The 19,492-nt window shown below is 54.2% G+C and carries 19 protein-coding genes and 1 tRNA gene; 16 read left to right on the top strand and 4 right to left on the bottom strand.

Annotated features, from left to right (window positions below):
• The first annotated feature begins 161 nt into the window (after positions 1 to 161).
• Positions 162 to 1,169, top strand: a complete 1,008-nt coding sequence (locus ACIP21_RS04085; RefSeq protein WP_400684232.1) for a nucleoside hydrolase — start codon at positions 162 to 164, stop codon at positions 1,167 to 1,169.
• Here ACIP21_RS04085 and ACIP21_RS04090 read toward each other — a convergent pair.
• Entirely contained in the window at positions 1,141 to 1,353 is a 213-nt protein-coding gene (locus ACIP21_RS04090) for a hypothetical protein (RefSeq protein WP_400684234.1), read from the bottom strand. The two genes, ACIP21_RS04085 and ACIP21_RS04090, sit on opposite strands and share 29 nt — an antisense overlap.
• A 259-nt stretch (positions 1,354 to 1,612) precedes the next feature.
• Here ACIP21_RS04090 and ACIP21_RS04095 point away from each other — a divergent pair, with 259 nt between their 5' ends.
• The gene (locus ACIP21_RS04095; RefSeq protein ID WP_400684236.1) at positions 1,613 to 1,933 is read left to right on the top strand and encodes an I78 family peptidase inhibitor; all 321 of its coding nucleotides are present in this window, start codon (positions 1,613 to 1,615) and stop codon (positions 1,931 to 1,933) included.
• Positions 1,934 to 2,086: 153 nt separating this feature from the next.
• Here the strand turns inward: ACIP21_RS04095 and ACIP21_RS04100 are convergent, their stop codons facing one another.
• Entirely contained in the window at positions 2,087 to 2,299 is a 213-nt protein-coding gene (locus ACIP21_RS04100) for a cold-shock protein (protein ID WP_011533204.1), read from the bottom strand.
• Positions 2,300 to 2,459: 160 nt separating this feature from the next.
• The gene (locus ACIP21_RS04105; protein ID WP_400684239.1) at positions 2,460 to 2,762 is read right to left on the bottom strand and encodes a hypothetical protein; all 303 of its coding nucleotides are present in this window, start codon (positions 2,760 to 2,762) and stop codon (positions 2,460 to 2,462) included.
• Positions 2,763 to 3,093: 331 nt separating this feature from the next.
• On the opposite strand from ACIP21_RS04105, the gene thrS reads away from it, so the two are divergent.
• The 12 genes from thrS to ACIP21_RS04165 all read left to right on the top strand — a co-directional run bounded on the left by thrS (position 3,094) and on the right by ACIP21_RS04165 (position 15,382).
• Entirely contained in the window at positions 3,094 to 5,016 is a 1,923-nt protein-coding gene (gene thrS / locus ACIP21_RS04110; RefSeq protein ID WP_400684241.1) for a threonine--tRNA ligase, read from the top strand.
• Complete coding sequence (gene infC, locus ACIP21_RS04115) at positions 5,016 to 5,567, top strand: translation initiation factor IF-3 (RefSeq protein ID WP_012052879.1); 552 nt, start codon at positions 5,016 to 5,018, stop codon at positions 5,565 to 5,567. The genes thrS and infC overlap by 1 nt, the downstream gene beginning before the upstream one ends.
• Before the next feature lie 61 nt (positions 5,568 to 5,628).
• Positions 5,629 to 5,823 carry a 50S ribosomal protein L35 gene (gene rpmI, locus ACIP21_RS04120; protein ID WP_003250667.1) on the top strand — a complete coding sequence of 65 codons (195 nt, stop codon included), beginning with the start codon at positions 5,629 to 5,631 and terminating at the stop codon, positions 5,821 to 5,823.
• A 27-nt stretch (positions 5,824 to 5,850) separates the two neighbouring features.
• The gene (rplT, locus tag ACIP21_RS04125) at positions 5,851 to 6,207 is read left to right on the top strand and encodes a 50S ribosomal protein L20 (RefSeq protein ID WP_003250671.1); all 357 of its coding nucleotides are present in this window, start codon (positions 5,851 to 5,853) and stop codon (positions 6,205 to 6,207) included.
• Between the two features lie 109 nt (positions 6,208 to 6,316).
• Positions 6,317 to 7,333: a phenylalanine--tRNA ligase subunit alpha gene (gene pheS, locus ACIP21_RS04130; protein ID WP_400684244.1), complete on the top strand. Its 1,017-nt coding sequence runs from the start codon at positions 6,317 to 6,319 to the stop codon at positions 7,331 to 7,333.
• 33 nt (positions 7,334 to 7,366) lie between these two features.
• Complete coding sequence (gene pheT, locus ACIP21_RS04135; RefSeq protein ID WP_400684247.1) at positions 7,367 to 9,748, top strand: phenylalanine--tRNA ligase subunit beta; 2,382 nt, start codon at positions 7,367 to 7,369, stop codon at positions 9,746 to 9,748.
• A gap of 4 nt (positions 9,749 to 9,752) precedes the next feature.
• Positions 9,753 to 10,055 carry an integration host factor subunit alpha gene (gene ihfA, locus ACIP21_RS04140; RefSeq protein ID WP_400684250.1) on the top strand — a complete coding sequence of 101 codons (303 nt, stop codon included), beginning with the start codon at positions 9,753 to 9,755 and terminating at the stop codon, positions 10,053 to 10,055.
• Positions 10,036 to 10,392 (top strand): MerR family transcriptional regulator, encoded by a 357-nt coding sequence (locus ACIP21_RS04145; RefSeq protein WP_008100384.1) that lies wholly within the window; start codon positions 10,036 to 10,038, stop codon positions 10,390 to 10,392. The genes ihfA and ACIP21_RS04145 overlap by 20 nt, the downstream gene beginning before the upstream one ends.
• Positions 10,393 to 10,511: 119 nt before the next feature.
• Positions 10,512 to 10,588: transfer RNA gene (locus ACIP21_RS04150), tRNA-Pro, on the top strand.
• 107 nt (positions 10,589 to 10,695) lie between these two features.
• Positions 10,696 to 11,915, top strand: a protein-coding gene (locus tag ACIP21_RS04155) for an IS3 family transposase (protein ID WP_400684252.1) whose coding sequence is annotated in 2 segments (ribosomal slippage) — positions 10,696 to 11,044 and positions 11,044 to 11,915 — 1,221 coding nt in all. Because the reading frame shifts where the segments join, the coding sequence is not laid out codon by codon here.
• Positions 11,916 to 12,128: 213 nt separating this feature from the next.
• Positions 12,129 to 14,300: an ATP-binding protein gene (locus ACIP21_RS04160; protein ID WP_400684254.1), complete on the top strand. Its 2,172-nt coding sequence runs from the start codon at positions 12,129 to 12,131 to the stop codon at positions 14,298 to 14,300.
• Positions 14,300 to 15,382 (top strand): histidine kinase, encoded by a 1,083-nt coding sequence (locus ACIP21_RS04165; protein WP_400684257.1) that lies wholly within the window; start codon positions 14,300 to 14,302, stop codon positions 15,380 to 15,382. Before ACIP21_RS04160 ends, ACIP21_RS04165 begins: the two co-directional genes overlap by 1 nt.
• On the opposite strand, the gene ACIP21_RS04170 is transcribed toward ACIP21_RS04165, so the two are convergent.
• Positions 15,367 to 15,843: a very short patch repair endonuclease gene (locus ACIP21_RS04170; RefSeq protein WP_400684259.1), complete on the bottom strand. Its 477-nt coding sequence runs from the start codon at positions 15,841 to 15,843 to the stop codon at positions 15,367 to 15,369. The genes ACIP21_RS04165 and ACIP21_RS04170 overlap by 16 nt on opposite strands.
• 20 nt (positions 15,844 to 15,863) lie before the next feature.
• Between ACIP21_RS04170 and ACIP21_RS04175 the strand changes: the two genes are divergently transcribed.
• Entirely contained in the window at positions 15,864 to 17,477 is a 1,614-nt protein-coding gene (locus ACIP21_RS04175) for a DNA cytosine methyltransferase (protein ID WP_400684262.1), read from the top strand.
• Positions 17,478 to 17,519: 42 nt separating this feature from the next.
• Positions 17,520 to 19,319 carry a hypothetical protein gene (locus ACIP21_RS04180; protein WP_400684263.1) on the top strand — a complete coding sequence of 600 codons (1,800 nt, stop codon included), beginning with the start codon at positions 17,520 to 17,522 and terminating at the stop codon, positions 19,317 to 19,319.
• Positions 19,320 to 19,492: the final 173 nt, after the last annotated feature.

Consider the following 19,492-nt stretch of genomic DNA (forward strand, 5'->3'; position numbering starts at 1 on the left):
CAGATCCCCTGTGGGAGCGGGTTTATCGAGGCGTCGAACCGCCGCGAAGCAGGCGCCGCGTTGGATGGCACGGGCTTTGCCCGTGTTCGCGGGTAAACCCGCTCCCACATTGGGCTGCGGCGGAGTTCAAAATCTGTGTACCCAGGCAACAGGAGTGCCCCATGCTCAAACCCCTGCTACAAGGACTCACCCTCATGGCCGCAGCCGCCACCACCACCCTCCAGGCCGCCCCGCGCGAGCTGATCATCGACACCGACCCCGGTGCCGACGACGTGGTCGCGCTGTTCCTGGCCATGGCCTCGCCGGATGAATTGAACATCCGCGCCATCACCACCGTTGCCGGCAACGTGCGCCTGGAAAAGACCTCGCGCAACGCCCGCCTGGCCCGCGAATGGGCCGGCCGCGAAGACATCCCGGTGTATGCCGGGGCAGGGCGCCCATTGGTACGCGCGCCGATCTACGCCGCCGAGGTACACGGCGAGGAGGGCTTGACCGGCGTCCAGGTGCACGAGCCGAAAAAGCCGCTGGCCGAAGGCAATGCCGTGCAGTACCTGGTCGACACCCTCGCCAGCGCCAAGCCCCACAGCATCACCGTCGCCATGCTCGGCCCGCAGACCAACCTGGCCCTGGCGCTCATCCAGCGCCCGGACATCGCCCAGGGCATCAAGGAAGTGGTGGTCATGGGCGGCGCCCACTTCAATGGCGGCAACATCACCCCGGCGGCGGAGTTCAACCTCTACGCCGACCCCCATGCCGCCGAGGTGGTGCTGGCCAGCGGCGTGCAGCTGACCTACCTGCCGCTGGACGTCACCCACAAGGTCCTCACCAGCGACGCGCGCATGCGCCAGCTGGCCGCCGTGAACACCCACGCCAGCCAGCGCGTGGTGGATATTCTCGAGGCCTACGTGAAGCACGACATGGAGGTGTACGGCATGCCCGGCGGCCCGGTGCACGATGCCAGCGTCATGGCCTACCTGCTCAAGCCCGAGCTGTTCAGCGGCCGGCGCATCCACATGACGGTCGACAGCCGCGAAGGCCCGACCTTCGGCCAGACCGTCGCCGACTGGTACGGCGTGCTCAAGCAGCCGGCCAACGTGCTGTGGATCAACGAGGGCGACGCCCAGGGCTTTTTCGACCTGCTCAGCGCGCGCCTGGCTCGATTGCCATAGCCGCGTGCGGCGCGTAGCGTTCGAACACCTGGTCGATGAAGCTGCGTGCTGCCTCGCTGCCGCGGTCGCGCACCAGCAGGTCGATGGCGATCAGCAGCAACTCTTCGGGGGTGCCGGGGCTGTAGGCGCTCTGGCCTTCGGCCCATTTGACCTTGATGTCGGCGTCGATGCTGTGGCTGCTCATGAGAGGGTCTCGCTGGTGCCCGGGGCGGAGGGGCGAACACCGGTTCCTGGTGTTCGAAGAAGGCACTGTGCCTTCACTTCTTAAAGTAAATCATGACTTTGCACCGGGCACCAAGCAGCTTGTCGGCGTTGCGGTAAAATCCAGTCACGATTGCCTTTTCGCCCGACACGGGGCAATCAGGCAGACTCGTGCGGTTTTGCAACGAATTCATGACTGAACTGTCCGAAGAGGCAGTTCCCCGATCGATTTAGGAGGCTTCATGTTCCGTACCCGTGCTTACCTGGCAACCCTGGCGGTGGCTGCCGTGCTGGCTGGCTGCAGCACCGGCGGTGATGCTGCCGGTGGCAAGGCCTCGGCCGTGCCGGCTGGCAACGATGGCCGTTGCGAGGCCAGCGGTGCCGATTTCGCCATCGGCAAGCAGGGCAGCGCCGAGTTGCTGGAGCAGGCGCGCAAGGCCAGTGGCTCGCAGATGGCGCGCATCCTCAAGCCGCACGACGTGGTCACCCTGGAATACCGCTCCGAGCGTTTGAACCTGAACGTGGACGAGCAAGGTGTGGTGACCCGCGTCAACTGCGGTTGATGTGTAAGCCTGTGCCGGCCCTTTCGCGCAGGCCTCAAGGCTCCCGCAGACCTCTGTGGGAGCGGGTTCACCCGCGAAGAGGCCGGATCAGGCCAACAAAAAAACCATAAAAAAACCCGCCACAAGGGCGGGTTTTTTTACAGCCTATCCGAATTACTCCGGACGAACCTGTGCAGCCTGCATGCCCTTCTGGCCTTTTTCGGCTACGAAGGTAACAGCCTGGCCTTCTTTCAGGCTCTTGAAGCCGTCGGATTCGATGGCTTTGAAGTGTACGAACAGGTCGTCGCCGCCGCCTGCTGGGGTGATGAAGCCGTAGCCTTTCTCATCATTGAACCATTTGACGGTGCCGTTTTGGCGATTGGACATGGGGTGAATCTCCAGACATTTAATTTTTCAGTGGTGCAATGTGGCCGAGGCTACGCAGCACGGGCTACATCATAGTCTAATTCTGCGCGTGTAGCGCCTTTTACCTTCGCAGGATGTTGATCGGTGGCAAATAATGCGTGGATCAGCCCCTGCGCAGGTGTCATTTCGGCTTGCAGGCGGCCTGTACGACACTCTGTGCCTTCTGCATCAGCTTGGCGTCGACGCCGTCCTTGCTGTCCAGGTCAGCGATCTCCTTATCGGTGAAATTCTTTTTGATGGCCTGCGCACCGCAGTCGCAGTGCTTTTTCGCGGTTGCGGCGTCTACGCCCTGGCCGGCGGCCACCTGCGTGCACTGGGTCATGTAGCCGGCCTCCTTCCCGGGTGGGAAGTTGCCAGCGTTCGCGGCCAGGGGCAGCAGCAGGGCGCCAGCGGCCGCCAGGGCCAGTAGGGACGGTACTCGCATAACCAGTTACTCCTTGGGTTAAGGTCTCATCAAGAGTAGGTTGCTTCCCAAGGTCTGATCGGAAATTTTCCGTGTAAGTTCACCGCAGCGGCGTAATTTCCAAATATTTCTACGGGCCCTGCAACCCGCGTGCTAGCATGCTCGGCTCGCGTCTCGGCAGTTGCCGGGCGTTTTTTCTTTCCAGTCACTCTGGTTCGTCCCTCGCAAGCCGAAAGGCTTCTGCCACTGTGAGGCAGGCTTCTTCTATTAAGGAAGGCAGGGCGGATCTTGTACTGGCTCATCCCAACCCACGTGACCTTTGGTAGGGGTCACCACTAGGAGAGGAGGCGCCATGCCCGTTATTACTCTTCCCGATGGCAGTCAACGTTCGTTTGATCACGCCGTATCCGTCGCCGACGTCGCCGCCTCGATTGGCGCAGGCCTGGCCAAGGCCACCCTGGCCGGCAAGGTCGACGGCAAGCTGGTCGACGCCTGCGACCTGATCCACAACGACGCCACCCTGCAGATCATCACCCCTAAAGATGAAGAGGGACTGGAGATCATCCGTCACTCGTGCGCCCACCTGATCGGCCACGCGGTGAAACAGCTGTACCCGACCGCCAAGATGGTGATCGGCCCGGTGATCGACGAAGGCTTCTATTACGACATCGCCTACGAGCGCCCCTTCACCCCTGACGACCTCGCGGCCATCGAAAAGCGCATGCAGCAGCTGATCGAGAAGGACTACGACGTCATCAAGAAGATGACCCCGCGCGCCGAAGTCATCGATGTGTTCCAGACCCGTGGCGAAGACTACAAGCTGCGCCTGGTCGAAGACATGCCGGACGAGCAGGCCATGGGCCTGTACTACCACGAAGAATACGTCGACATGTGCCGTGGCCCGCACGTGCCGAACACTCGTTTCCTCAAGGCATTCAAGCTGACCAAGCTGTCCGGCGCCTACTGGCGCGGCGATGCCAAGAACGAGCAGCTGCAACGCGTGTACGGCACCGCCTGGGCCGACAAGAAGCAGCTGGCCGCCTACATCCAGCGCATCGAAGAAGCCGAGAAACGCGACCACCGCAAGATCGGCAAGCAGCTCGACCTCTTCCACCTCCAGGAAGAAGCCCCGGGCATGGTGTTCTGGCACGCCAACGGCTGGACCGTGTACCAGGTGCTCGAGCAGTACATGCGCCAGGTCCAGCGTGAAAACGGCTACTCGGAAATCAAGACCCCGCAGGTCGTCGACCGCATCCTCTGGGAACGTTCCGGCCACTGGTCCAACTACGCCGAGAACATGTTCACCACTTCGTCGGAAAGCCGCGACTACGCGGTAAAACCGATGAACTGCCCGTGCCACGTGCAGGTGTTCAACCAAGGGCTGAAGTCGTACCGCGACCTGCCGCTGCGCCTGGCCGAGTTCGGTGCCTGCCACCGCAACGAGCCGTCCGGCGCCCTGCACGGCATCATGCGCGTGCGTGGCTTCGTGCAGGACGACGCGCACATCTTCTGCACCGAAGAACAGGTGAAGAAAGAGGCCGCCGACTTCATCAAGCTGACCCTGGACGTGTACAAGGACTTCGGTTTCAGCGACATCGCCATGAAACTGTCGACCCGTCCGGCCAAGCGTGTCGGTTCCGAAGAGCTGTGGGACCGTGCCGAAGGCGCACTGGCCGACGCCCTGAACGAATCGGGCCTGGAGTGGGAATACCAGCCGGGCGAGGGCGCGTTCTACGGTCCGAAGATCGAGTTCACCCTGCGCGACTGCCTCGGCCGTAACTGGCAGTGCGGTACCCTGCAGTACGACCCGAACCTGCCAGAGCGTCTGGATGCCAGCTATATCGCCGAAGATAACAGCCGTGTCCGCCCAGTCATGCTGCACCGCGCCATCCTCGGCTCGTTCGAACGCTTCATCGGCATGCTGATCGAGCACTACGCCGGCGTGTTCCCGGCGTGGCTGGCACCGACCCAGGCGGTGATCATGAACATCACCGACAAGCAGGCCGATTTCGCCCTCGAGGTGGAAAAAGCTCTGAACGGTAGCGGTTTCCGTGCCAAGTCGGACTTGAGAAATGAGAAGATCGGCTTTAAAATCCGCGAGCATACTTTGCTCAAGGTCCCGTACCTTTTGGTTATAGGGGATCGCGAAGTCGAAACGCAAACCGTCGCTGTGCGCACTCGCGAAGGCGCTGACCTGGGCTCGATGCCCGTCGCCCAGTTCGCTGAGCTCCTGACACAAGCGGTTTCCCGGCGTGGTCGCCAAGAATCGGAGTAATGACTATTAAGCGTGAAATGAGAAACGATAAGCGTGCTGTACCGAAGGCCCCGATCAACGAGAATATCTCGGCCCGCGAGGTTCGGTTAATTGGCGCTGATGGCGAGCAGGTTGGCATCGTCTCGATTGATGAAGCGCTTCGTATTGCTGATGAAGCGAAGCTGGATCTGGTAGAAATCTCTGCAGACGCGGTACCACCGGTCTGCAAGGTCATGGACTACGGCAAGCACCTCTTCGAGAAGAAGAAGCAGGCCAACGAAGCCAAGAAAAACCAGAAGCAGATTCAGATCAAGGAAATCAAGTTTCGTCCAGGGACGGAGGATGGGGATTACCAGGTAAAACTACGCAACCTGGTACGTTTCCTTACCGACGGGGACAAGGCCAAGATCTCTCTGAGATTCCGCGGTCGTGAGATGGCCCACCAGGAGCTGGGCATGGAGCTGTTGAAGCGGGTCGAAGCCGACCTCGCCGAATACGGCACCGTTGAGCAGCATCCGAAGATGGAAGGACGCCAGCTTATGATGGTCATCGCCCCCAAAAAGAAGAAGTAATCTCCCGGGCACGGCAGGCCTGATGATTATTGTGTAATTTTTATCGAATGCGGAGTTCAACATGCCAAAAATGAAAACCAAGAGCGGTGCTGCGAAGCGCTTCCTGAAGACAGCTTCTGGCTTCAAGCACAAGCACGCTTTCAAGAGCCACATCCTGACCAAAATGTCGACCAAGCGTAAGCGTCAACTGCGCGGTGCCAGCTTGCTGCACCCGTCCGACGTGGCAAAAGTCGAGCGCATGCTGCGCGTTCGTTAATTCTGGTTAAGATAGAGGAAGTTACTCATGGCTCGTGTTAAGCGCGGCGTTATCGCTCGTAAGCGTCACAAAAAAATTCTGAAACTGGCTAAAGGTTACTACGGTGCACGCTCGCGCGTATTCCGCGTAGCCAAGCAAGCGGTCATCAAGGCAGGCCAATACGCCTACCGCGACCGTCGCCAGAAGAAGCGTCAGTTCCGCGCACTGTGGATCGCTCGTATCAACGCCGGTGCCCGCACCAACGGTCTGTCCTACAGCCGTCTGATTGCTGGCCTGAAAAAGGCTTCGATCGAAATCGACCGTAAGGTTCTGGCCGATCTGGCAGTGAACGAAAAAGCGGCGTTTGCTGCGATTGTCGAGAAAGCTAAAGCCGTTCTGGCTTAAGTACCCGCGACAATCACCCGGCGGCGCTTGCGGCGCCGGGCATTGAACGTCATCGATAGGGGAAGAGCCTTCAAAGCTCTTCCCCTATTTTCGTATCTGGAGTCTGTACATGGAAAACCTGGATGCGCTGGTCTCGCAAGCCCTGGAGGCCGTCGAGCGCGCTGAAGACATCACTACCCTGGAACAGATCCGGGTTCAGTACCTCGGCAAGAAGGGCGAACTGACCCAGGTGATGAAGACCCTGGGCAACCTGCCAGCCGACGAGCGCCCGAAAGTCGGTGCGCTGATCAACGACGCCAAAGAGCGCGTCACCGTCGTGCTCAACGCACGCAAGGCCGCCTTCGAAGAAGCCGAGCTCAGCGCTCGCCTGGCCGCCGAATGCATCGACGTGACCCTGCCAGGCCGTGGCCAGACCACCGGCGGGCTGCACCCGATCACCCGTACCCTCGAGCGCATCGAGCAGTTCTTCACCCACATCGGCTACGGCATCGCCGAAGGCCCCGAGGTCGAAGACGACTACCACAACTTCGAAGCGCTCAACATCCCCGGCCACCACCCGGCCCGGGCGATGCACGACACCTTCTACTTCAATGCCAACATGCTGCTGCGCACCCACACCTCGCCGGTGCAGGTGCGGACCATGGAGTCCAGCCAGCCGCCGATCCGCATTGTCTGCCCAGGCCGCGTGTACCGCTGCGACTCGGATATCACCCACTCGCCGATGTTCCACCAGGTCGAAGGCCTGCTGATCGACCGTGATATCAACTTCGCCGACCTCAAGGGCACCATCGAAGAGTTCCTGCGCGTGTTCTTCGAAAAAGAACTGGCCGTGCGCTTCCGCCCGTCGTTCTTCCCGTTCACCGAGCCGTCCGCCGAAGTCGACATCCAGTGCGTGATGTGTTCCGGCAAGGGCTGCCGCGTGTGCAAGCAGACCGGCTGGCTCGAAGTCATGGGCTGCGGCATGGTCCACCCGAACGTGCTGCGCATGTCCGGCATCGACCCGGAAGAGTTCCAGGGCTTCGCCTTCGGCATGGGCGCCGAGCGCCTGGCCATGCTGCGCTATGGCGTCAACGATTTGCGTCTGTTCTTCGACAACGACCTGCGCTTCCTCGCGCAATTCCGCTAGGTCAGTGCCCGACGCAACTTTCAGGAGAACAGCATGAAATTCAGTGAACAGTGGCTGCGCGGTTGGGTCAACCCGCAAGTCTCCCGTGACGAACTGGTCGCCCGCCTGTCCATGGCCGGCCTCGAAGTCGACAGCGTCACCCCCGCTGCCGGCCAGTTCAGCGGCATCGTCGTGGGCGAGATCCTCGCCACCGAGCAACACCCCGACGCCGACAAGCTGCGCGTCTGCCAGGTAAGCAACGGCCAGGAAACCTTCCAGGTCGTCTGCGGTGCCCCCAACGCGCGCCCCGGCATCAAGATCCCGTTCGCCATGATCGGCGCCGAACTGCCCGGCGACTTCAAGATCAAGAAGGCCAAGCTGCGCGGCGTCGAATCGTTCGGCATGCTGTGCTCGGCTGCCGAACTGCAGATCAGCGAAGAGAACGACGGCCTGCTGGAACTGGCCGCCGACGCCCCGGTCGGTGAAGACATTCGCCAGTACCTGAGCCTGGACGACGCCAGCATCGAAATCGGTTTGACCCCGAACCGCGGCGACTGCCTGTCCATCGCCGGCCTGGCCCGCGACGTCAGCGCCCTGTACGACGTGCCGGTCACCCGCCCGGTGGTACCCGCCGTCGCTGCCGCCCACGACGAAGTCCGTCCGGTCGAAGTCAGCGCACCTGCCGCCTGCCCACGCTACCTCGGCCGCATCATCCGCAACGTCGACCTGAGCAAGCCGACCCCGCTGTGGATGGTCGAGCGCCTGCGCCGCAGCGACGTGCGCAGCATCGACGCCGCCGTCGACATCACCAACTACGTGATGCTCGAGCTCGGCCAGCCGATGCACGCCTTCGACCTCGCCGAAATCAACGGCGGCATCCGCGTGCGCATGGCGGAGGAGGGCGAGAAGCTCGTCCTGCTCGACGGCCAGGAAGTAGCCCTGCGTGCCGACACCCTGGTGATCGCCGACCACACCCGCGCCCTGGCCATCGCCGGCGTCATGGGTGGCGAGCACAGCGGCGTCAACACCGAGAAGACCCGCGACCTGTTCCTGGAAAGCGCCTTCTTCGAGCCGATCTCCGTCGCCGGCAAAGCCCGTTCCTACGGCCTGCACACCGATGCCTCGCACCGCTACGAGCGCGGCGTCGACTCGCAGCTGGCCCGCGAAGCCATCGAGCGCGCCACCCAGCTGCTGCTCGACATCGTCGGCGGCGAAGCCGGTCCGGTGGTCGAGGCAGCAAGCGAACAGCACCTGCCACAGATCGCCCCGGTCACCCTGCGCGCCGAACGCATCACCCAGATGCTCGGCATGGAAATGGACCCGGCCCAGGTCGAGCAGCTGCTCAACGCCCTGGAACTGACCACGACTCGCTCCGGTGAAGGCGAATGGACTGTAACGGTCCCAAGCCACCGCTTCGACATCAGCCTCGAAGTCGACCTGATCGAAGAGCTGGCCCGCCTGTACGGTTACAACAACCTGCCGGTCCGTTACCCGCAAGCCCGCCTCGCGCCGCAAGCCCGCCCGGAAACCCGCGGCGAGCTGCCGAACCTGCGCCGCCTGCTGGTCGCCCGCGGCTACCAGGAAGCGATCACCTACAGCTTCATCGACCCGAAGCTGTTCGAACTGTTCAGCCCAGGCGTCGAGCCGCTGCTGCTGGCCAACCCGATCTCCAACGACATGGCCGCCATGCGCGCGTCCCTGTGGCCGGGCCTGGTCAAAGCCATGCAGCACAACCTCAACCGCCAGCAAGACCGCGTGCGCCTGTTCGAAAGCGGCCTGCGCTTCGTCGGCCAGCTCGGTGACCTGCAGCAGCAACCGATGATCGCTGGCGTCGTCACCGGCAGCCGCCTGCCGGAAGGCTGGGCCAACGGTCGCGACAGCATCGACTTCTTCGACGTCAAGGCCGACGTGGAAGCCCTGCTGGGCTACAGCGGCGCCCTGAGCGACTTCACCTTCGCCGCCGGCAAACACCCAGCCCTGCACCCCGGCCAGACCGCTGTGATCCAGCGCGACGGCAAGGATGTCGGCTACCTCGGCGCCATCCACCCAGAGCTGGCCAAAGCCCTGGACCTGGACCGCCCGGTGTTCGTCTTCGAGCTGGTATTGGGTGACGTGGTCGAAGGCCGCCTGCCGAAATTCAGCGAACTCTCCAAGTTCCCGGAAACCCGTCGCGACCTGGCCTTGATCGCCGGACGTGATGTAGCGTCTCAGGACGTGCTTGAAGTAATTCGTGACAATGCAGGCGAATGGCTCACAGACCTCAGGCTGTTTGATGTCTACCAGGGTAAAGGTATTGATCCTGATAGAAAAAGCCTCGCCGTCGGCTTGACCTGGCAGCATCCATCGCGCACTCTTAACGACGATGAGGTGAACACTACCCTGCAAAACATCCTCACCTCGCTCGAACAAAGGTTGAACACCACGTTAAGGAAATAACGGCATGGGTGCTCTGACGAAAGCTGAGATGGCCGAAAGGCTGTACGAGGAGCTGGGGCTTAACAAGCGTGAGGCCAAGGAGCTGGTCGAGCTGTTTTTTGAAGAAATTCGGCACGCACTTGAAGAGAACGAGCAGGTCAAGTTGTCCGGTTTCGGCAACTTCGACCTTCGCGACAAACGCCAGCGGCCGGGCCGCAACCCCAAGACAGGGGAAGAAATCCCGATCACCGCACGGCGCGTCGTCACCTTTCGTCCAGGGCAGAAGTTGAAGGCCCGGGTTGAGGCCTATGCTGGAGCCAAGCCATAACGACGAACTGCCCCCCATACCGGGCAAACGCTACTTCACCATCGGTGAAGTCAGCGAGTTGTGTGCCGTAAAGCCACACGTGCTGCGGTATTGGGAGCAGGAGTTTCCTCAGCTGAACCCTGTGAAGCGGCGGGGGAACCGGCGGTATTACCAGCGCCAGGACGTGCTGATGATCCGCCAGATCCGGGCCCTGCTGTATGACCAGGGCTTCACCATTGGCGGGGCGCGGTTAAGGCTCTCCAGTGATGAGGTGAAGGATGAGTCGAGCCAGTACAAGCAGCTGATTCGGCAGATGATTGTCGAGTTGGAGGATGTGTTGGTGGTGTTGAAGAAGTGACCATTTGCGGTTTTTCTGATGAGTGGAAAATTTTTTGAGAAAAAGGTTTCATTTATCAGGAGGTTAGGGTACATTCTTCAACGTTCTCGGCAGGATTGAGAACATGCTTCAAGCCCAGTCGGGGCGTAGCGCAGCCCGGTAGCGCACTTGCATGGGGTGCAAGGGGTCGAGTGTTCGAATCACTCCGTCCCGACCATTATTGAAAACGAAAAAGCCCAGTCGGTGACGACTGGGCTTTTTTGTGCGCATTGTCTCGTCCTGAATAAGGTTTACACCTCCCATCCCGAATATCCGGAGAGTCAGATGGAGCAAGGTGTAAAACGCACACAGCGTGATTACTCACTGTCTTTTAAATTGGCGGTGGTTGATCAGATTGAAAAAGGCGAGCTGACCTACAAGCAGGCCCAGGTGCGGTATGGCATCCAGGGTCGGTCGACGGTTCTGGTATGGTTGCGTAAGCACGGTCGGCAGGATTGGAGCCAGGGGGCCTCGATCCGCGACGAGAGGAGCTGCGCGATGTCTGACCCCAAAACACTGACTTCAGAGCAGCGGATCAAAGAGCTTGAGCAGCAGCTTGAGATGATGAGCCAGAAGGCCCAGTTCTTTGAGACAGTCGTTGATGTTCTGAAAAATGACTATGGTGTCTCGGTTGTAAAAAAGCGATCCGGCAAGTCCTCTCGCAAGGCCAAGTCGCAGGACTGAGCATTGCCAGGGCTTGTCAGTTTCTAGGTATCAGTCGACAGGCGTACTACAAGCGCAACCGAGCCGCTGACAGCAAAGCGCTTCAGGCAGATCGGGTGGTTGAGTTTGTTCAGCAAGTCCGGATGCGCCAGCCCCGCCTGGGCACACGAAAGCTGCACTATCTGCTGCATTGCCAACCTGACAGACGATTCCAAGTCGGCCGAGATAGGCTGTTCCAGGTCTTGGGAGAGCGCCGTTTGCTAGTGCTGCCTAAGCGGGCCTATCACAAGACAACACAAAGCTTTCATCGCTTCTACCGCCACCCCAACTTGCTCAAGCCCGGCCCAAGTCAGATCGTTCCGACAAGGCCGGAGCACGTCTGGGTTGCCGATATTACTTACCTGCCCGCACGTAACGGCCCGCTGTACCTGAGCTTGGTAACGGATGCGTACTCCAGGAAAATAGTTGGCCACCACGTCCATGAAAGCCTGCATGCCGAGTCAGTGGCGCAAGCCTTCAAGCAGGCATTACGAAAGCGACGTCGTTGCCAGCCATTAGTCCATCATTCGGATCGAGGCATCCAATATTGCTCGGCGCTATACCAGTCACTTCATCAGCGGCATGGGGTTCAGTGCTCGATGACAGATGGATATGACTGCTATCAGAACGCACTGGCCGAGCGAATCAACGGAATCCTCAAGACGGAGCTGCTGTTGAGCAGTCCTGAAGACCTGGAGCAAGCAAGGGAGATGGTCGATGAGGCGGCGCAAATCTACAACGCAGAGCGGCCTCGCATGGCCCTGAAAAACAAAACGCCCGATGCGGTGCATCGGGCGTTTTAAGGCCTACCGGCCTACCTGAATAGGTGTAAACCTATTTCAGGACTAGACACATTGAATCTTTGGATGTCCGGCTTCGGGGATGGCACTTTGATCCTATTTCTGGCAGTATCTTGAAAATTTGGATCCTTTGATTTCAGGGGGCCAAATGATGCTCAGTTGGAGCAATTGAGTACTCAAAAACTCTTGATATGGACTCAAAGCAAGGAAAGGACGATGGCAAAACTCCGCCCTCGCGCACGGATTGTTCGCACAATTGGGGATCAATTAATAAGTGGCCCAGAAGCGGCGCTCATTGAACTCGTAAAAAATTCCTACGACGCTGACTCGCCTTATGTCGAGATAATCATTTCACCTAGTGTTGGTGGAAGTGACAGAATCATTGTAAAAGATGAAGGTCATGGAATGTCAGCCTCTGATTTGATAAGTAAGTGGCTAGAGCCCGCCACTAGCGATAAATTAGAACGACAATGGAGTCCGAAATATCATCGCAGGATGCTAGGTGCGAAAGGAGTAGGCAGATTTGCAACTGCTAGGCTCGGTCGTATGCTTCATCTTAAAGCTGTAAAGGAAAATAATGATACGGCAGATTTAGAGTCCAGTGAGATAATTATTGACTGGCAGCAATTTGAGGATGCTCAGTATCTCGATCAAATCGATATAGATGTAATTACGGAAACTGCGGCTTCAGATGCAAGGCCTGGTGTCAATATCGAGATTGAGGGCTTGCGCGATCAGTGGACCAAAAAGCAGCTTGAGCAGTTGATTAAAGAGCTTCGTCGTCTGATGTCGCCAATCAGATCTGCAGAAGATGACTTTAAGGTGCTACTGGATCTTTCTGCTTTCACAAATGAATCGCATGGCTTTAACGGGCAGGAGCTCGTCTCAGGTTGGGGCGAAAATGTCGATGATGATAGTCCGCTAGAAATCAAGCCATTCGCCATTGATAAAATTTATCATTATATGGTTGCCGGCGATTTCTCTAATGATGGTTCTTTCAAAGGGGTCTTTTACAATCAGCGCGGAGATAATCACCCGCAAGTGATAGATATTTCTGCCGCCGATCTGAATCCTGACGAGATGCCATGTGGCGAAATTTCTTTGCGGCTGAACATTTACGATCGTGAAAGCGATGCAGTCGTTGAACTTTTCGAACGCTTAGGGCTAGGTAGCATCGGCAGGCGTGATGCAAAGAAGATCCTAGATGAAAATATCGGTATCGGTATTTATAGAACTGGGTTCCGTATTCGTCCTTATGGTGATGCAGAGACAGACTGGCTCGAATTAGAAAGACTCCGAGTGCAAAACCCTTCTCGCAAACTGGGTCTCAATCAAGTGTGGGGTATGGTCTCCATTAAAGATGAAATTGAGTCCGGATTAATTGAGAGAAGTAGCCGTGAAGGCTTGGAACATAACGGTTCATTCGTGCGGATTAAAAGGCTTGTTGCGAGCCTCCTTGCTCATGTCGAAGCGATCCGTCAAGACTTTCGTGAGGCGGCTGGGCTTAGCAGGAAGTCTGTCTCTGATACAGAAAACATAAAAAATAAGGCTAAGTTTAACGCTACTGCGAAGGCCGTTTCTCATCTGCCAGCAGAGTACCGCGAGAAAATTGAGAGAGCCATTCAGAAGGATACTCTCGAGCTAAAAACATCAATTGCTGAGTTGGAGACCTATCAGCAAGCGCTGGTATCTCACTCTACAATTGGGCTTGTAATGGCGCAAGTGCTGCATGATGGTAGGCGTTTCCTTTCTGATGTTATTTCGAGGTCGTCACGATTAAATAAAAACGCGCATAGGCTTATGGAGGACTCGACATTTGGTGAGCACTATAGAACTGCGCTGCCAAGTGACGTCGAATCAATTCATAGTTCTGCTCAGCTGATGAGCAAGTTATTTAAAACCTTAGATCCTATTTCAGGCAGAAGGAAGGGGAGACCGGTAAATATTGATGTGCGGCGCGTAATAGACCAGTGCTTAAGTCTTTTTGGTGACGCAATCACTGATCAATTCATCCGTGTTAGTATTGCTGGTGATGCCATAAAGCCCATTGCTTATGGTTTCGAGGCGGATCTGATGGCTGCCGTTCTCAATATTTTAGACAACGGCATACATTGGCTCGAGAATATTGAGCGCAGTGAAAGGGAAATAATATTTGAGCTCTCGGAAGCTCAAAGTTACATCCGATTAGCCATATCGAATACGGGACCACGTATCGCAGAGCGATATCATCATAAGCTGTTTACACCAAGTTTTACTCTAAAAACCGAAGGGTCTGGTATTGGACTTGCAATTGCGAGAGAAGCTATGCGCTCTAGTAAGGGCGATGTAGCTTACGACGCAATGAGCGAGCACACCACGTTTGTTATTGAGATGCGAAGGGCGCAATGATGGCTGCTATTAATGATTGCTTGAAAGTTCTTGTTGTCGAAGATGAAGAGTCTAAGCTGGCTGAGTGGGAGGCTGCGATTGCGGCCCATAATGCAGACTTTGATGAGAAGGGCTATAAGCTAGAATGGAAATCGGCGAAGTCTGTATCGACGGCGAAAGAACTTCTGAGATCACACGCATTTGATGCAGCTATCGTAGACCTTCGATTGCAGTTAGAGGAAGGTGAGGCTGAGAATAATACCACTGGTAATCACTTGCTCAGCTATATTCTCGAGTTTCACCCTCTTGGAGTTGTGGTTCACACAGGTCAGAGAAATGATGCGGAGATTCCATCTTTCGCAACTCCGCAAGTAAAAATTTTAGATAAGGGAGATGGCCTTGATCCTGTTTTCGATTGGCTTGAGGAAAATAAAGAAGTATTTGTTCGCTTGCGAGATGCAAAGTCGATTTTGAATAGAGAAACTGCAAAAATGTTTTTCAAATCGATTTGGCCACGATGGAGAAATTGGTCTGAAACAGAGAATAAAGAGCAGTTGACGCACGTTGTCGCCCGACATGTGGTGGCTCATATACATGACTCCTTGCTTGCTGCTAGCAATGATTCTACTCACTCTGAAGAGGCCTATTTCGTACCGCCACTGAAGGATCGCCTTGATACCGGTGATTTAGTGCGAATCGAAGATAAGGTTTGGATTGTTGTAACTCCTCGCTGTGATCTCGCTAATCAGGGGAAAGCTAAAACTGTTGCATTAGCATCCTGCGAAGACATCGCTGAGGAGTGGGTGGGATTAAACTCGCAGCCTAAGTCAAAAACCAATGATCAACGGATTCAGAAGATTACCCAGCATCGAGGGTCTCACAGGCAGCACTTCTTGTTTCCATTAGTCGACTTGAATGGGAGAACCAATGGGCCGTGGATGGTGAGCTTTGATGAGCTAATGATTGTTCCGATTGCGGAAGTTAAGGATCGATTAGATAGTGGTAGGTTTGCAGCGCTGTCTCCCTTATTTGTTCCTTCGCTAGTGGAGAGGCTTGGTGCATATTTTAGTCGGATCGGTACTCCCGGCTATTCCAGTGAGTGATTGTTAGTTTGGTTGATAGGTTCGATCTCTGGCCAAGATATGAGGTTTCTTCCTGGTGTGATTATTTCATGTAAAATCCACAGGAGCTCGGATTCATTATTCGTGATCCCACATGTCCATAGTTCAATTAGTTTCCAGCCTTTATCAACTAGCAGCTGTTTATTAATATTGTCTCGAATGACATTGTTTCTAAATTTATTCTCCCAAAACTCTACTCGGGTTTTGGGGGATGTAGCATACTTGCAGTTTAAATGCCTATGCCAAAAGCAGCCATTGACAAGTATGCAGACTCTGTACTTTGCTAGTACAATGTCAGGTCGTCCAGGAAGTTTTGAGTCGTGGATTCTAAAGCGGAATCCATGTTTGTGTAGTAATTTTCTAATTACTATTTCAGGTTTTGTGTTTTTGTTTTTTATGCTTGCCATATTACGGCTTCTGGCTTCCATCTTTACACTGTCCATTAAATCTCCTTGTGCATAAAATGACTACAAGTTCTAATTTGAGCTCAAAACAAACATTCAGTTCCATTAAGGTCATCGATTTGTTTGCTGGCCCCGGCGGGCTTGGTGAGGGATTTGCATCCCTAGACAATGGTGAAAGTTTCGGTATCTCAGTTTCTGCAGAAATGAATCCGGTTGCACATGAGACGTTGAGGCTTCGAGCTTTTTTTAGAATTCTCACAAAAAAAAATAGTAAAGGTTTGAGTGACTATTATAACTATTGTAATGGGTTGGCTAAGTCGCCATTTACGATAAACACATCAAAGGAGTGGAGCGAGGCTGGTGAAGAGGCACAATGCTTCACATTAGGCACACCTGAAGATGATCTTAAACTTGATAGAATTCTTGATAAAAGAATACGTCCGGATGAGCCTTGCATTTTAATCGGAGGTCCACCATGTCAAGCATACTCAATAGTTGGGCGCGCTCGCAATCAAGCTAACGCAAAATATGTTCCGGAAAGTGATAAAAGGCATTTTCTTTATCGAGAATACTTGAGGGTGCTAAAAGAAAGGCAGCCGCTTGCGTTTGTTATGGAGAATGTTAAAGGCATACTTTCCTCTAAGGTCGGTGGTAAAAGCATTTTTCGACAGATATTGCAGGACTTGGTTGATCCGAATTTGGCTCTTGCAGATACTAATCCTGGCTTGAAGTATCGAATTTTCTCTTTGGTTGAACCTTGCTCTTTTGGGCCGGGAGATGATGTTGATTCCATAGATCTCCATGATTTTGTCATTAGGGCAGAGGAGCACGGTATTCCTCAGACGAGGCATCGGGTGATTTTGTTTGGCGTGGCTCTAGATGAAAATGGCTTATGCCCAGAGTTTGATTTGTTGCCAAAACTTACCTCTCGCGTGAGTGTGAGTGATATGTTGGCAGATATGCCGAAGATACGCAGTCGTTTGACGAAAATGAAAGATGCGGACGATACATGGGGTAAACAAGTTTCGGGGCATTTTCGAGATCTAGCTAGTCATATTGATGCTCGAGTTTCTCCAATGTTTGCTGCTGAAATGCAAATGGCAGCTAGGAAGACACAATGCTCCGATTTAGTCACAGGTGCCGAACGCGTTCTTCGATCAAAGAGTGATGGTAAGATAAATGATCTAGAGTTGGACGCATGGTGTAGGGATAATCGACTAGACTATTGGCTCAACCACGACGCAAGAGGGCACATGCCCTCTGACTTGAGAAGATACGCTTACGCAAGTGTTTTTGCAGCCACATATGGAACTTCTCCTAAAGGTCATTTGCAGTTCTCTCTACCGGGTCTTGCCCCGGCGCATAAGAACTGGACTACTGGCAAGTTTAGTGATCGGTTTAGAGTTCAGTTAGAACATTCGCCTGCGACTACAATCACTAGCCATATCTCAAAAGATGGTCATTATTTTATACACTATGATTCTGCGCAGTGTAGAAGCCTTACAGTTAGGGAAGCCGCAAGATTGCAGACGTTTCCTGATAACTATTATTTCCAAGGGAATCGGACGCAACAATACCATCAGGTGGGGAACGCTGTTCCGCCAATGTTGGCGTCAAAAATTGCTAGAGTGGTTTTTGATGTCGTGCGTGAACGCTTGAAGACTACTAGTTGATATTGTATGTCGAATGGTTTTTCAGTCGTGTCGGGAGGAGTTATGTTTGATGCGGAATTTGTATTGAGAGGGCTTGCCGACTCTGAGTTTGAGGATTTGGCCAATCTGATACCTGTCGATCCGCACGAGAAGTTTGTTCTATTTGTTGAGGTGATGAGGGTTTTTGATTACTGGGCTGTATACAAGGATGAAATGCCCGAAGACCTAAAAGGAAACAATGCTGAACAAAATTTATTGCGTTTAGGTTGGGAGTTGGTAATAAAGACTTTTTTTGTTGAGCTGGGCAGGCCTGGTATTCCTGTTAGAGAAAGTAGTTCAAGTACTCGGAAGGTCGCAAAGTATCTGCTTTATCGGCTTGGTGTTGTTGCTCATTTGAGGAATCTTGCAGACTTTGTAAAGGTCGGCTTGGCTGATTTAAAGGTAGAAAGTGGTAGATATCGGATTGTGCTCTCAGAGTCTCTAAAATACCAAACCATGGATTGTTTGGAGTTCTATTATGCGTCAGTAAATGATGATATGATTCGAGATTCTGACTCAGAATTCGTGAATGGTTGGAAGAAATTTGAGTTCGACGAGACTTTTGAGGGTATTAAAGAGTTAGGTGCGTTCTATGGGTATCAGTCAACTAGCCTTCACTCAATAAAGAAGGTTGATAATGTTCGTGATTTGATGGAGCCACTTATTTTTCCAGTGGACTTCGGTCACGGTGTAATGATGGGGTATGATGCTATCTTGGAAGTGGATGAGCATTTTTATTCGTTTGCGCTGGATTATGTACGCTCAGCTCAAGAGTTTGCGGGCTTACACCCCACCTGCTTAATTAATCAGGTGCCCGTGCCTGAGTTTGTTATGGTTGTGGCTGTTGTTGTTGCGTTGCATTTGAAACACATGACTTTTGGTGATATTGCCCTGTACGAGTATCCCGAAATCTCTCTGCCTCAAAGTTTAACTATTTGGACTCCTAGGGAAGAGCTTTTGGAGGTGGTTGAGCTCCATACAAATTTCGATAGAGAGCTAATTGAGCGTGCAATTGATGCGATTGTATTCTCTCCCAAAGATTTGGAGTTTATAGGTGGTGGCGGCTATGTAACTCCCCTGCTGTTTGATTTGGGGCAAGGGACGCTGTTGAGGCCGGTCTGTGGTTTGCTTCGGAATCCATTCTTCTCAATAATAGAGCTTAATCAGAAGCGCGATAATAAATTTATCAATCACATTTCAAAGCCGAGAGAGGATTGGTTTAGAATTCACGTCTATGGATTGTTTATGGGGAATCGGTATCGCCGAGTTGAGGGTAATATCAAACTGCGAGAGGCCGGTCGAGATGTGACTGATCTGGATGGTGTTGTATATGATACAGTGTCCGGTGATTTGGCGATCTTTCAGCTTAAGTGGCAGGATGGTTTTACCTATGATGTAAAAAAAATGAGGAGCAAAGCAAAAAATCTAGTTGATGAAATCGCTGCTTGGGGTGAGGCAGTTAACCAATGGTTGGTCAGTAAAGAATCAATTGATGTCTTCAAAGCTTTGAGGCTTAAAGTGCCGCGCGGTGCAAGCATTAATAATGTCTACTTTTTCGGCTTGTCATGGTCTTTTTTTAGATCTCAAGCGTTGGGCTACGAGAAGGGAAGTCGTCACGTCGTGACATGCAATTGGCCCATGTTCAGAAAAGCGCGTTTCGATGTTGGGCAAAGTTTCTTTATCTTTGGTGAGTTGTTTGAGGCGTTAGTCGCAGCCAATGATAATATTGATAAATGCATTGTGTTGGATAATTTTGAATTGGAAATTGGTGGGCGCGTTGTTGAGTTTGATGGCACTTTTCATGCTTTTAAAAAGGCGGATTAATAAAGTGCGCACACCTAGCATCGATGAATTGAAAGGAATGGTGCGTGGGCGATGGGTGTTCGAGTCTTGAGCGCTTGTGAGGGTGTCAGAAATTTTGTGTTCGGGCATAACATGAGTAAGAGGTGCATGTATGCCAACAAAAAAGAAACCGCTCCGTGAGTTACCAAAGGTCC

The organism is Pseudomonas sp. NPDC089401, from assembly GCF_044749485.1.
GTDB lineage: Bacteria > Pseudomonadota > Gammaproteobacteria > Pseudomonadales > Pseudomonadaceae > Aquipseudomonas.